This window comes from Desulfatiferula olefinivorans, assembly GCF_054657895.1.
In genome coordinates this window covers 80,774-94,115 of record NZ_BAAHXV010000008.1, presented here as the reverse complement: position 1 = coordinate 94,115, position 13,342 = coordinate 80,774, and the positions used below count along the sequence as shown (strand labels likewise).

Below are 13,342 nucleotides of genomic sequence, written 5' to 3'. Positions count from 1 at the left end.
GTAAAATAAAAAACGCCCCTTTTCCCAAAGGCGGCGTTTTTTTATACCGTGTTTTCAAGCGGTTTGCAAACGGAAGGGTGCCTAGTTCCCTCCGGACGTGGTCGGGCCGTGTTCGTGGGAATTGGCCTGGGTATTGGTCTGGGTGGCGTAGGGATCCCGCATGGGACCGTCGAAGGCCGCCACGGGGGACCAGTCCGGATCCCACAGGGGAATGGATTTGAGCCCTTCGGTGTACGAGAAGTCGATGGCGTTTTCCGGAAGACCGGAGATCAGTTCGAAGCCCACATGGTCACCCTGAAAATTCATGACCATCCAGAAGCCCGTATCACGGTCTTCCACGTTGAACACGTTGATGCCGAAACACTGAATGTAGGAGTCGCGCACCATCTGCATGGTCCCGGTGGTGTATTCATAAGGATCCGCCACGCCCAGAGACCGGGCCGCCGTGTGGGCTGTGAGCATGGGATTGACGATGCCGGTGTAGCGGTGGTAGTTGGCGTACAGGTTGCCCTGCTGGTCGTTGGTGCCGACGATCAAACGTTTGAGATGGGGATTCCCGTTGACCACATCACCGTCGAATTCCAGCCGGATGATCTGGCCGTTCATGTACACCGGTTTGTCCGGGCTTTCACCGAAGCGGAAGTTGTCGATCCAGATATCCCAGTCGTAATAGTTGCAGTTCGGGGTCAGGGAGCCCACGTCGCCCTGGTAACCGCCGTTGCCCCAGGGTTCGAAGGTATCGCTGCCCTGGGGAGCCAGGGTGTTGAAGTTGGATTCGATTTTGGCGAAGTTGAAGTAGGCCCCGTCGTTAAGGTCGCCTGCGTATTTCTGGACATCGTAAAACCCGTGAAAGCCGGACAGGCCGATGTCGGCCATGTTGGTCCGCATGCTGGACGCGGGTCGATAGTAGTAACCGGCCCGCACCGAATCGATGGTGCCGTAGAGTTCCTGGTGCAGATCCATGAAGATGCGGACCGTATCGTTCTGCTGATAAAAGGAATCGATGGTGATCGTGGAGAACTGGCCGTCCAACTGCGCCAGTTCGTCATCGCTCATGATTTCCATCCCGGCCCGGGAGGCATCGGCCAAGACCAGGGCAAGGGCAAGGCCCGTAAACCAAACAAAGACGATGTGATGAAGCCGTTTCTTCATGGGTTATCCTATTGCCAGTATGTATCAAACGGAGCGTCGTACCGGGGCGGCTCCAGCTGCGGGTCCGGATAGGGCCGGGGAATAGAGTTGGGCGTGTCCCCGTATCCGTAGCCTGGAATCTCCGCGTGAATCTGGAGATTGATGCCGTCGACGATCAGGATGTCCCCCCCTGCTTCACCGATGCGCAGCGACCCCGTCACCGGGGCGTCCATGGAGATATAGGCCTTGCCGAACCGGGGATTCTTGACGGGATGGTAATTGGTGCCGTCCTTCACATAGTTGTCCTTGCCGTCACGCCAGCCCCGGGCGTCGCTGAACAGATCGCCGGACACCGGTTCGTACCATTCGACCCGTTCGTCCTGGGTGGGTTCGCCGGACAGAATGTCGTAGGGAAAGGGAATAAACTCGTTTTGGTCCACGGTAAAATCCATGCGCATGGGGTTGCCGTTTTCCACATCCCCGATCTGAAGCACCCCGTGGGGCACCCAGGAGGCCGGATCGGGCACCCACCGGTTGGCGGCCAGCAGTTTCTGTTTGAGGGCTTCATCACCGTTGGCATACTCGGTGGCACGCTGCTCGGACCAGATCCCGGGGGTTTCGGTGTAGGCCAGGGGCAGGGTACTGTCGTAGGCCGGTTCGGACCCGGTAAAATACCCGGCCACCATGATATTCGTAAAGGTCACCGGGGTATCCGGGGTAACGGCAAGGTGCCGGAAGGCATCGATGGTCAGACCGTCGATCCGCATGGCAAGGTCGATCTGACCGGCCACGCCGGTGTTGGTGGTCGATGCGCCCAGGGTGGCGGTCATCCGATCGACGGCAAGCCCGTCGATGTGCATCCCCCCAAGGTCGGCCGGCGTCATGGCCAGATTGGCGGCGGGATCAAGGGGCGAGACGGCGATGTTGTCCACATCGATGTCCATGGTGCCGTCGATGTTGTACAGATCGAACCGGGCATAATTGTAGCCGGTCTCACCGAGAGACATGCTGTAGATGTCCCAGTCCAGACTGGCCGAGAGGATCACGGGATTCCGGTTCCCGTCGCTGACGGTCAGGGTCTGAAAATCGATGGAACCCCGCTGATGATCGGGTTTGGGATTGGCGGGAGCAGGTGCCGTGGGATCATCGATATGGGTGGCCAGGTACTGGACCCCGGGGCTGGTCAGATAGAAATCGAAATTCTGGAGGATGAAGGTCGCCCCATCCTGGCCGCTGATCTCGCCCAGTTCCTGCTCGGACAGGGGCTGGACCGCCAAAGCGTTCATGGACAGGCCCAAAACCAAACCGAAGAGCGCCAGGATCATGATCCGTAATTTCATATGCCGTTCCAAGGAGTTAGGGTAAAAAAAATGCTTAACGTCTTATATCCGGATTCCTGCCCTCTCCCGCCCTGGATCCGGATATAACACCTTAAGCCCATATGCCCTTCTCATGTGTCAGTCAAACCACGGACCGAAAACAATCGGAGGCCGGCAGGGTCTCCGATTGTTTTCGAGTCATCACATCATCTTAATGTGCGTAGATGTAAACGGCGCCGGAGATAGATGAACTTCCGGAATCCTGATACAGGGTACCCAGAGTCTGGGCTCCTCCAGCCGCTGCAGCTACGTCTGCACCAAGGCTGATTTCCATGGTTTTAGCGGAAGCGGCCTGAGACACGCTGGGAAGACCGATTTTCACGAAGGTCGTACCGGTGCCGATGGTTTCAGTACCAACAACAACGTCACCATCAGCGGTGGCCACGTCGATGGTCAGGCTGTCGGTAATGGTGGTGACGGTTGAACCGCCCTGGGCAAGATAAACCGTACCGCCTGTGGTACCCACGCCATCGCCGTCAGAATCGGACCAGGCCATATCGGCAGCCGTCTGAGTAATGACAACATTGTCAAAGGTAATGGTCACCCCTTCCTGGGCGGTCATTTCATCCAGGGCCGAATCATTCATGGCGTCAAGAGCAAGGGCCGTAAAGGGCATCATCATCATGACCGCCGTCAGAACCAGTTTTTTCATACTCTCCTCCTCATCGATTAACGTTGGTTGTTAGTCATTCGTTCCAGAGGCAACCCGGCTGTCCTGAATCACGGACCCTTGAGCTTTCCGCACCCCGACGTCGGGGATTGGCTTTTTCACTGGAATCACCATCAGTCGAAAGACTGATCGCTGTTCACCCATCGCACCTTAAAAAAACCATCAGTGCGAATAAATATACATTTTGGCATCGTCACTCTTGATCGTCACCGTGGACCCGCTCAAGGCGACGTTACACACCGTATCGGAAAACACCGTGACCCCGTCCCCCTCGTTTCCCCGCGGGTTGTTGGCGAACTTGAGGGTCAAACGGGCATCGGTCATGTTCACATGGAAATAGGCTTCACCGAAATCGACCAGGGCGGCGGTCCTGTTTGCGGGGAGGGTATCCCCGTGGCGGCCCACAGCGAGGCCGTCGGGCCCGGTGGTCAGGGCGTCGAAGTCGATGGCGCCGTTTTCGACGACCAGTTCGCTGGTCCGGGTGCTGTCGAGCACGAACCAGGCTCCGTCGGGCACGGCGGGAATGCCGAGTCCGTCATCGCCCCCGATGGCCGTCAGGCCGGTGTGGGTGGTGACCTTGAAATCTTCCAGAATGACGGTCACCCCCTCCTGGGCGGAGACATCGTTCAGGGCCTGATCGGTCAGGGGCTCCAGCGCCTGGGAAAAACCCGGAACAAGAAGGAAGGCGGTAAGCACGATCAGACGTTTCATGAAATGGGTTCACCTTTTTTGGTTTGGTGTCGACACACAACTCGACGCCATGTTTCATGCCTGCAAACATGCAAGAAAATAACAACCGAAAATATGTCGAACATTGTTTACGAGTACATTTACATATCGACAGGTATTTGTCAAGTGTATAATAAAATTTTTTTACCGTCCGCTAATTCCTCCTGAATCCGTCTGAAACCACCATTGATCGGACTTGAAATATCGGTTGGGAAATCGCATGGATGATCGATTTCCTGCGGGACGGATTCATGCCGTTCACGTTTACGCTCAGGAGCACGCACACGTTCACGATGGCGGCCGGCGAAACGCTAACACCGCCGCATATGGTTCAACCGGCGTGGGACCAGACGTCCGAATAAGCCTCGGCCTGCCGTGCTCGTGAACGAAGATACATGCGATTGCCCCGGGCAACATTGGTAATAACTGTTGTTTATCCGGGTAAACTATGTTATTGTCCCCTTTCTAACCCACAAAAAAGGATAACGCCGTGTCAAGTTCAATCCTCAAACAACTCCGGGAAGATGAACGCGAAGCCCGAAAAAGCCTGATTCTCGATGCCGTCCTCAAACTGTTCGAACGAAAGCCCTTCGACGAAATCGGCATGCGGGACATCGCCGCCGAAGCCGGTGTCTCCCCGGCCGCCATTTACCGCTATTTCCCCAGCCAGGAAGAACTGTTCATGGAGGCCTTCATCAAGGATCTGTCGTCCATCCGCACAGCGTTCCAGGAAAGCCTCAACGATGTGAGCCGTGCGCCCGCATCCGTCGAACCCCTGGAAGAAATGGCCCGGGCCATCGTCGACCATCTGATCCACAACGAGGCCACCTTTCAGATGATGAGTTACCTGATGATCAAGGGCAACATGCCCGACTACCTGCTGACCCGGTTTCAGGCTCTCCAGACGGCCTTCATCGACAAGATCATCCAGGTGTTCAAGCTGTCCGGCATCGAGGACCCTGACCGGACATTGTCCCATGCCTTCATCTCATCGGTGATGGGGACGCTGATGACCTTCCGGAATTATCCCGGCAAAGACATCGACAACGCCGAAGAACACATCCACCTGCTGGCCGGGCGGATCGCCCGGATATTCAAGAAAGGCATTACCGACTGATCATCGCACCCGAAGCCGGCCGGGCCATGACCGCTGTACCTTATATATAAACGACCGTTTTTCCGGCAGCGAATCATCCAGACTACGGAAAACACGCCATCCTATTTTTTTATTGACCGTATAATTTGACTCTGCTACCATCCGATAAACATTGTTTATTTCCCAAAATTTCTTTAAGGATCATTCGTGGTCTGACAACCGGGAGCTGGAATGAAGCGTTTTATCTTTTGCATGATGTTTGTTTTTTCCGTTTGCGTCACCTCGATCCCGGCGCTTTGTCTTGAGATCCTTTCGAACGAGTCGCTGGCGGGCATATCCGGCCAGGCAGTCAGCGACAATCCCGCCTTTGACGTCCTGCCCGAGGTGCCCTTGCCCAGCATCATCATCAAACAGGAACTCAGAGCCTTTTCACAGAACAACGCCGAACTCAATAATACCGTGGCCGTGGATTTCATCGGCTATGATGCCGTGGATCCCTTCGGCAACACCTACCGTGAAAACTTCTCGGCCACCGTCGAAGCCGAAAACGTGGTGTATCAGAACAAGTTCGAAGGAAACGACGGTCCCTATGGCGATTATCGGGATCACCTGCTCAAAGACACTTATTCGTTCGCGGTTTTTGAAGGCGTCCTCACGGGCATGGCCGTGGTGCCCGAATATTATGACAATGATCCGGCCCTCCGCCACAAAACCCTGACCATCTCCCGCTCGCGCATCGATCTTCCCGACGGCCTTACCGGCAATTACCTGTGCAGCTACCAGGGCAATCTTTTTTCTCACGATGACATCTCCGACCAGGATCAGTCCTTCCTGATCTACCCCAACCGGCAGACCATCACCACCGGCAGGGCCGAGGACGGCAATCTGGCGGTACTCGTTCCCTCGGGCGAAGACGGTCATACCGTCTGGAAGCCCCTGATCAAGCACAGGGACCCCGAAACCGGCCGCGTGGAGTACATGGTCGTTCCCGAAGGAGAGACCTATATTCACATCTCCCTCAACCAAATGATCACCCGGACGGATCTCCGGTTCAAGGTCAGACTGGGCCATGGCCCGACCCCCTGGAAAGCCAATGACGACGACCATCTGCCCGCAGACATGGGCCAGACCCTGGGCTCTTTCTGCATGACCGGCGGCAGCATGGCCGTCAGCGGCGGCAGCGTTCTGATCACGACCAACGATACCCTTTAACAAGCGTCGTCTGCCGGGGCAACCCGTTGAGCCGGCGAAATCGCATGCGCCACGGGCCTCCTCCCCATTTCGATGATCGGTACCATTCACACATAATTCCTCATTTTCACCCATTTTTACTTTACAATCGTTCAAAACACTGATATTGAACTTTTAAACATTGTTTACATAAATCAATTTGATTCCTATAAATAACCGGCACTTTGTCCTACCGATCCATGACGGCAGTGCCTTATCGACTGAACTGCATGGCGACCGCCCGCGCCCTGCGGATCGAAAGTCCCGGAGCACCGACCATGCATGTGCTTGTTGCGTTTATCATCGGCATAGCCATCTTCACCAGCTTCTATCCCGAGAGTCCCTCACCGGACGGGCAGTGGATCATCGAGACGGCCCAGGACCCCCAATTCACAACGCGTCATGCCATCACCCCCCTGTCCGAATTCCAGACCGACCGCATTGTCAAACAGGCTTACGATTACAGTTGCGGATCCGCCGCCCTGGCCACCGTGCTTCGCTATTACCTGGGTGAAAATTTCAATGAAATGCAGGTGATCCACGGCATGCTCGAATACGGGGATCCGGAACGCATCAAAGCAAGGCGTGCCTTTTCCCTTCTGGACATGAAAAAATTTGTCAACGCTCTGGGTTACGAGGCCAACGGATACAAGGGGAGCATCGAGGATCTGTCCGATTCGGAGTTCTGGCCCTGCATTGTCCCCATCAAGATCTTCGACTACCGGCACTTTGTCGTGGTCAAAGGCATGCACAAGGGGCACATTTTCATTGCCGATCCCTGGCGGGGCCACAGCAGTTACACCCTGGCACAATTTGAAGATATCTGGTTTGAAAACGTCATGTTCGTGGTGTCGGCCGATACAAGGAAGCCCCACCATGCCCTGACCCTCAGGAAGGAGGACCTGCTGTTTATCGATGAACAGACGGCGCTCTCCTTCATTCATCCCGAAATCTTCGACCGGACACCCCTTGACATCGACCAGGCGCTCAAGGAAGTTCCTGAATCCAGGCAATATTATAAACCATGATGCGTTGGCTCCTCATTCATGACAACCAGACGGCATTGCATCGATAATTTTCTGTTGGAGGACATGTAATTGGCTGAACACATTCTTAAAATCATGTTGGTTTTCCATCTGGCCCTGATACCGGCAACGTCCGCGTGGGCCGAAGACGCCTCGTTTGCTCAGCCTGAGGGTGCGACGATGACCATGCAGGAATTGAGCGAACAGATGCAGGTCCTGCAGAAAGAAATCAGCCGTCTCAGGGACGAGGCCGACGTCCGGAACAAGCTCGAAGCCACCCTGGAAGAACAGACCGAAACGGAAAAGGAAATCCTGACCGCCGCCGGCCAGGATTACGCCCTGTCCCGTGAAGGCGCCCTTGAGCTGACCTACGGGTTCACCTACAACTACAATTCAACGGATATTCTCGAGAGCCTTTCTCCCCAGGTGGATCATTCGAGCAACCACAACCTCACCAACTCGTTGATCATGAAGTATGCCCTCCGGAACAATCTGACCCTCAACGGCACGGTGCCCTTCGTCTATAAAAGCGACCAGCGTTCCACCTCCAACGAGCGCAACGCCACCGACATCGGCGACCTGTCCTTCGGCCTTCTCTGGCAGCCCAAACCCTCCGACGGACGAAGCCCGACCGTCATCCTCAACAGTTCCGTGGTGATCCCCTCGGGGACCAGCCCCTACAAAATCGACGTGGACGAGGCCCTGTCCACCGGCTCGGGCTTTTATTCGATTTCCGCCGGCGCTTCGGTCAGCAAATCCCTGGATCCGGTGTTCGTTTTCGGCAGCGGGTCGGTGTACTACCCCCTGGATGCAGCCAGCCTCAGCCAGCGCAGACCGGGACCGACCAGCAGCGAGACGGTGCTCAACAAAGTCGAGCCGGGCAAAACCATCGGCCTGTCCCTGGGCATGGCCTACGCCCTGTCCTACACCGTATCGCTGAACACCAGCCTCAGCTATTCCTATTCGACCAAATACACATATCGCTGGAACAGCGGGGCCACATCCACAAGCGGAACATCCACGGCGGCGGTGCTGAACATCGGGACGGGCTGGCGCGTATCCCCGCGCAGAACACTCAGCACCTCCCTGGGGATCGGGTTGACCAATTCGGCCTCCGATTTCACGTTCTCATTCAGCATCCCCTTTGACTTCAAACTTTGAGAAAGAAAATGGGCCTGTGTATGACGTTTTTTTCCGTGTTTTTCCGCAGCTCCCGCCGCCGCGCGGCCATCTTGCCGGCCCTGGGTCTGTTTTTTCTGATATCCGCATTCGTCAATCCGGCCTTTGCCGTGTTTCATGAGCAGATGGCCATTGCCACCCGGGGTATTTCCCTTGCGAACACCTGTACGGCCGACCCTCCGGGTATTCTGTCCATTCATTACAACCCGGCGGGCCTGTCCCGATTAAACGACGGCAAAACCTTCACCCAGGCCGTTTCCCTGCCGGTCATCCTCATCACCACCGGGGTGGAAGCCGACCCGGACGCACCGAATTTTCTGGGAGACTATGGTCCCAACGCCGAAGATCCGGCCAAACGGGACCCCCTGGCCGGCACCGAAGGCACCACCGGCCCCCTGATGTACATCCCCATCTACAACGATACCATTCCCTTTCTGGTGGGGCCCACCATCGGCCTGTCCACCCGGGAGCCCGATTCCAAATGGACCTTCGCCGTGGCGTCCTACGCACCCTTTGCCGTGGGTCTGACCCACGAAGACAGCGACGACCCCCTGCGCTTCGCCGCCAAATCGGTGGTCCAGCAGCACCTGATCTACGCGGCCCCTTCGTTCAGTTACAGAATCGACGATCAATGGTCCGTGGGTTTGTCTGTGGGCATGGGGCAGACGGCAACCTACGCCACCATGGACATGCGTTCCCCCAGCGACATGATCGCCCTGACCCGGGTGCTGGGCGAATCCACCGAGGGGCTCGAAATTCCCATCATTTCCGAAATGACCCTGCCCTCGCCCTGGTTTGGCGGCGGGGTGGCCCCCTATGACAAGGTCGGTCAAATATCCCTCAAGCTCCGGGACGATTTTTCCCCGTCCTACAACCTGGGCCTTCTGTGGGAACCCAAAAACTGGTTCTCCCTGGGGATCTGCTATCAAAGCGAAATCAAGCTGGAAATGACCGGCCGGTACTCCATGCTGCACAGCCCCCAGTTCTCCGCCATGATGAACTGGCTGAGCCAGGGCGTGGTGCTGCCCGTCTCCGCCGCCATGCTCAACCTGCCCACCAGCGGCGAGGACCAGTACGGATACGTCACCTCCACGTCATTCACCTATCCCCAGCGCGTGCAGCTGGGTATCAAACTCCAGCCGTTCAAGCAGCTCAAATGGCTGATCGATCTCCACTGGGCCGAATGGTCCGTGGTCGAGGAGGACAGGTTCACCTTTGACCAGCCTCTCAGCCTGCTCCGGTTCGTCAATATCATGGGCTACGGTGAAGAGCCGGATCAGATGGTTCTCAAGCGTGACTTCGAGAGTACCCTGCACTGGAGCACGGCACTTGAAATCATGCCCACGGACGCACTGACCCTGAGGCTGGGCTATGAATTCCGCCCCACCTCGGTTCAGGACAAGTATTATGACGGCCTCTATGCCCTGCCGGACCTGCACAACATCGGCACCGGTCTTGGCATCAAGATGGATAACGGCATCGAACTGGATCTGGCCTTTGCCTATATTTTCAACGAATCCTACACGGTGCCCAACAACTCGAGCCTTCAGATGAACTCGGACGACTGGACACGGCCCGTGTACAACCCTTTTACAGGCCTTGACTATCATCAGGAAACCAAGGTATACGTCGGATCCATCAGCGCGACCATGCCCCTTGAGCATATGGTCGAAACCACCCGGCACGGGATCGATACCGTCAAAAGACTAATGGGAAAACTCTATCCTTTTGACTGACCGCCCGACCCCGGCCCGTCAACGGAAAAACGATACCTCGGAGCCGGATCACTCACGCGTTCTTTCGAGGTGTCTCTGTGATGTCACGCATCGTTTCCATCGTTGTCACCGTCCTTATCGTTCTTGGGACACACGCCCATGGGGCCCAGACCCCGAATGCCCTGACCCTCACCGACGAAAAAACATCCGTCGGCATGCTCAAAGACGGCCTTATCCTCTATCCGTCCACCGTCACCACCAACCCTCCCCTTCTGGACACGGTGGCGTTTGCCGTCAAGGTTCCCGGGCCGCCGCCGGGCATCGCGATCTTCTGCAACGGCACACTGGGCCCCGTGTTCGACACCATCAGCACCCTGGGCCCCCGATTCAGCCCGGACGGCAGACGCCTGGCCTACATCGCCCGGAAAAACAAGGCCGCCCACGCGGTAATCGACGGGAAAATCAGCGAACCCTTCGACGCCATCGCCAACCTCGTGTTCAGCCCCGACGGGAAAAAAATCGCCTATCCGGTACGGGACCGCGAAAAGCGTTATTTTGTTGTGATCGACGGAACGCGCGGCCCCAATCACTCCGGCATCAACGGCAACGGTTATCCCCTTTTCAGCGCCGATTCCTCACGGATGGCCTACCCGGCCTATGACAACGCGGCCTGGTCCCTGATCGTCGACGGTAAGGCTTCCCCTCCCTGCCGGGAGATCAAGGGCGCATTTTTCAGTCCGGATTCACGAAAAATCTGTTATACGGCAAAAACGGATTCCGGCTGGTCCCTGGTGCAGAACGACTCGGCCGGCCCCGCATACGATGACATCCTCTCCGCCGGCTTCAGTCCGGATTCCAAACGCATCGCCTATGTGGCCCGATCCGGCGAGCGTCACACGGCCGTCATCGACGGCAAACCCCAAAAATCCTACAAAGCCGTCAGCCTGCCCCTGTTCAGCCCGGATTCCGGAAGGTGGATGTATTCTGTTTTCAACGGCAAAAAAAGCCGGATCATCGTCGATGACGCCCCCGGCCCCTGGCTTGCCAACATCGGGCCCTATCATTTCAGCCCGGATTCCAGGCATCACGGCTATGTGGGCGCGAACGACGACGGTTCCTTCGTGGTCGCCGACGGGAAACGCGGCAAAACCTACCAGTCCGTCTCCGTGCCCATCTACAGCCCCGACGCCAAAACCCTTATCTACAAAGCCAAAGACAAGGACCTCGAACGGCTGGTGGTCAACGGAACCGAAGGGACGTCCTACGAATCCATTTCCTTTTTCGCCTTCAGCCCGGACAGCCGACATCTGGTCGCCGTCGCCAAAGACGGCGCATCGACCATCGTGATTTTAGACGGCGCGGAACTGGCCCGATACGATAAAATCGGCATGGTCGCCTTCAGTCCCGACAGCCGGTATCTGGCCTTCCAGGCATGCCGGGACGAAAGGTGGATGATCGTCGTGAACCGCAAGGAATCCACGGCAAGGTACCAGGGTTTCGTCAAAAACGCCCCTCTGACATTCATCACGCCCACCTGCGTTCAGACCCTGGGCCTGGGATCGGAAAACGGCCCGGAATTTTTTGTCGTCAAGGTCCATATCGACCAGACCGACGCACAGCCCTGAGGCCGATCCGGACAGCCGTCTTTCTTTTTTTACATCTTCAAAAAAATCGACGTATCCCCCTTCAGTTCCACCCCCTTTTGACCGATAAGATTGATGTACGGCAGATCGTCCGCCCCATGCGGATGTCTGCGCGATCTTTGACAACGGGGTCAGCCATGCACGGTCTTTTCAGGCCAGACGAACAGGCCGGGCATGGGTAAAAGAGTGACGAAGCGCATTTTGCCAAACCAGAGGTAACTCTGGGACGGAAAGCCACGGGTCCTTTTTCGTCAAGGACAGCCGGGCTGCCTCACACCACGCCAAACCAGGGGTAACCCTGGGACGGAAAGCCACGGGTCCTTCATGGTGAAGGACAGCCGGGTCGCCTGTTCCATGTTTTTTTTCATGAACTGTCAATGAGTATATTAGGCCAAACCAGGGGTAACCCTGGGACGGAAAGCCACGGATCCTTCATCGTGAAGGATGGCCGGGTCGCCTCCTATGCGCCAAACCAGGGGTAACCCTGGGACGGAAAGCCACGGGTCCTTTCTCGTAAAGGATAGCCGGGTTACCTGTTGAAATAATACAGAAAGGAGTTCGCCATGATTAAGCTTCGTTTATTTGCAATCATTCTATGTCTTGTGTGCGTATGTGCACTGCCTTCATCAGGTTTCGCGAAGATGACCCGGATGTCTGACACGGAATTGGACCAGATCACTGCCCAGGCCGGTTTTTCAGATATGCTGGGCATCATGCACATCAACCATGATCAGGAAACCGGAACGTACTACTTCGGTGGGAAAGAAGGGGGATACCTCAGTCTTGCCGACACGTCTTACGAAGGGACCATCGGAATCGATCCTTCCACGACGACCAGGATTGTGACAACCAACGGTGCAACAGGTTTCGAATGCGATCTCAACGGACCGGTCGTGAATATCAGAAATTTTCAGACCACCGTCCGGCTGGGAACCGACATCGGCGCTGGACAAACCCTGGGCACCCTGTACATAGAACGTCTGATTGTCGATGTTCATGGCACCATGCGTGTCATGGCCCGTTAGCCGTGACACGTCGCTCTTTTACCCTCTTTGTCAAAAAACGGCCCCCTCGGGGGCCGTTTTTTTTGTTTTTCCCTTCGCACGCGGTTCATTCACGGACAATCACGGACGGTGTGAGCACTTTTTTCATCTGGGCGCAGATAGCCCATATCTACTGAAACGCTTGGAATTCCGCGATCATGAAAACAGTGATTCCAACGTTTAGTGATGCCCACCATCGCGTGCCTGGCCCGCTCCTTCATAACCTTTTGACATTCACCGAGAATTGCTGAGGGCGTTCCATGGGACTTTACATTGCCCCTGTCATTAATTATAATACCGGCATTATACAAAAAACCATCGCTCCGAGCGATTTCAGTCGAGGGCGCATTCAACCGTTTTCCTGACCTTACATTCATGATGAACTCGTAAAAAGTCATCACATGACGGCAAAGAAAAAAGTTCGAGTTCAAGGCGTCGCGAATCCCGAGGAATGAGGCGTACTTAGGGTAAGCCGCAGTGACGAGGGATGAAGCGCAACACA

General features: G+C 56.2%; 11 protein-coding genes and 3 riboswitches. Of the genes, 7 read left to right on the top strand and 4 right to left on the bottom strand.

What is annotated here, in order from left to right; all coding sequences use genetic code 11:
- Window positions 1-81 precede the first annotated feature (81 nt).
- From ACYQ11_RS08085 to ACYQ11_RS08070, 4 genes are all read right to left on the bottom strand, one after another.
- Window positions 82-1,152: a hypothetical protein gene (locus tag ACYQ11_RS08085; protein WP_459923267.1), complete on the bottom strand. Its 1,071-nt coding sequence runs from the start codon at window positions 1,150-1,152 to the stop codon at window positions 82-84.
- An 8-nt stretch (window positions 1,153-1,160) separates the two neighbouring features.
- Complete coding sequence (locus ACYQ11_RS08080) at window positions 1,161-2,471, bottom strand: hypothetical protein (RefSeq protein ID WP_459923266.1); 1,311 nt, start codon at window positions 2,469-2,471, stop codon at window positions 1,161-1,163.
- A 190-nt stretch (window positions 2,472-2,661) separates the two neighbouring features.
- On the bottom strand, window positions 2,662-3,162 hold the full coding sequence (locus tag ACYQ11_RS08075; RefSeq protein WP_459923265.1) for a DUF6160 family protein: 501 nt from the start codon (window positions 3,160-3,162) through the stop codon (window positions 2,662-2,664).
- A gap of 180 nt (window positions 3,163-3,342) precedes the next feature.
- The gene (locus tag ACYQ11_RS08070; protein WP_459923264.1) at window positions 3,343-3,891 is read right to left on the bottom strand and encodes a hypothetical protein; all 549 of its coding nucleotides are present in this window, start codon (window positions 3,889-3,891) and stop codon (window positions 3,343-3,345) included.
- Window positions 3,892-4,399: 508 nt separating this feature from the next.
- Between ACYQ11_RS08070 and ACYQ11_RS08065 the strand changes: the two genes are divergently transcribed.
- The 7 genes from ACYQ11_RS08065 to ACYQ11_RS08035 all read left to right on the top strand — a co-directional run bounded on the left by ACYQ11_RS08065 (window position 4,400) and on the right by ACYQ11_RS08035 (window position 12,822).
- The gene (locus tag ACYQ11_RS08065; protein WP_459923263.1) at window positions 4,400-5,026 is read left to right on the top strand and encodes a TetR/AcrR family transcriptional regulator; all 627 of its coding nucleotides are present in this window, start codon (window positions 4,400-4,402) and stop codon (window positions 5,024-5,026) included.
- A gap of 210 nt (window positions 5,027-5,236) precedes the next feature.
- Window positions 5,237-6,217 carry a hypothetical protein gene (locus ACYQ11_RS08060; RefSeq protein WP_459923262.1) on the top strand — a complete coding sequence of 327 codons (981 nt, stop codon included), beginning with the start codon at window positions 5,237-5,239 and terminating at the stop codon, window positions 6,215-6,217.
- Between the two features lie 248 nt (window positions 6,218-6,465).
- Window positions 6,466-7,263, top strand: a complete 798-nt coding sequence (locus ACYQ11_RS08055) for a C39 family peptidase (RefSeq protein ID WP_459923261.1) — start codon at window positions 6,466-6,468, stop codon at window positions 7,261-7,263.
- Between the two features lie 69 nt (window positions 7,264-7,332).
- On the top strand, window positions 7,333-8,421 hold the full coding sequence (locus ACYQ11_RS08050) for a transporter (protein ID WP_459923260.1): 1,089 nt from the start codon (window positions 7,333-7,335) through the stop codon (window positions 8,419-8,421).
- Between the two features lie 20 nt (window positions 8,422-8,441).
- Complete coding sequence (locus tag ACYQ11_RS08045) at window positions 8,442-10,175, top strand: OmpP1/FadL family transporter (RefSeq protein ID WP_459923259.1); 1,734 nt, start codon at window positions 8,442-8,444, stop codon at window positions 10,173-10,175.
- A gap of 80 nt (window positions 10,176-10,255) precedes the next feature.
- On the top strand, window positions 10,256-11,779 hold the full coding sequence (locus ACYQ11_RS08040; RefSeq protein WP_459923258.1) for a WD40 repeat domain-containing protein: 1,524 nt from the start codon (window positions 10,256-10,258) through the stop codon (window positions 11,777-11,779).
- Between the two features lie 211 nt (window positions 11,780-11,990).
- A riboswitch (cyclic di-GMP riboswitch) is annotated at window positions 11,991-12,071 on the top strand.
- Window positions 12,072-12,148, top strand: a riboswitch (cyclic di-GMP riboswitch). It begins immediately after the preceding riboswitch.
- Between the two features lie 105 nt (window positions 12,149-12,253).
- Window positions 12,254-12,334: riboswitch (cyclic di-GMP riboswitch) on the top strand.
- Window positions 12,335-12,360: 26 nt separating this feature from the next.
- Complete coding sequence (locus ACYQ11_RS08035) at window positions 12,361-12,822, top strand: hypothetical protein (protein WP_459923257.1); 462 nt, start codon at window positions 12,361-12,363, stop codon at window positions 12,820-12,822.
- Window positions 12,823-13,342 lie beyond the last annotated feature (520 nt).

Bases quoted from the DNA above. Each gene is read 5' to 3' on its own strand.
- ACYQ11_RS08085 (WP_459923267.1), bottom strand. From the start codon at position 1,152: ATGAAGAAACGGCTTCATCACATCGTCTTTGTTTGGTTTACGGGCCTT.
- ACYQ11_RS08080 (WP_459923266.1), bottom strand. From the start codon at position 2,471: ATGAAATTACGGATCATGATCCTGGCGCTCTTCGGTTTGGTTTTGGGC.
- ACYQ11_RS08075 (WP_459923265.1), bottom strand. From the start codon at position 3,162: ATGAAAAAACTGGTTCTGACGGCGGTCATGATGATGATGCCCTTTACG.
- ACYQ11_RS08070 (WP_459923264.1), bottom strand. From the start codon at position 3,891: ATGAAACGTCTGATCGTGCTTACCGCCTTCCTTCTTGTTCCGGGTTTT.
- ACYQ11_RS08060 (WP_459923262.1), top strand. From the start codon at position 5,237: ATGAAGCGTTTTATCTTTTGCATGATGTTTGTTTTTTCCGTTTGCGTC.
- ACYQ11_RS08055 (WP_459923261.1), top strand. From the start codon at position 6,466: ATGGCGACCGCCCGCGCCCTGCGGATCGAAAGTCCCGGAGCACCGACC.
- ACYQ11_RS08045 (WP_459923259.1), top strand. From the start codon at position 8,442: ATGACGTTTTTTTCCGTGTTTTTCCGCAGCTCCCGCCGCCGCGCGGCC.
- ACYQ11_RS08040 (WP_459923258.1), top strand. From the start codon at position 10,256: ATGTCACGCATCGTTTCCATCGTTGTCACCGTCCTTATCGTTCTTGGG.
- ACYQ11_RS08035 (WP_459923257.1), top strand. From the start codon at position 12,361: ATGATTAAGCTTCGTTTATTTGCAATCATTCTATGTCTTGTGTGCGTA.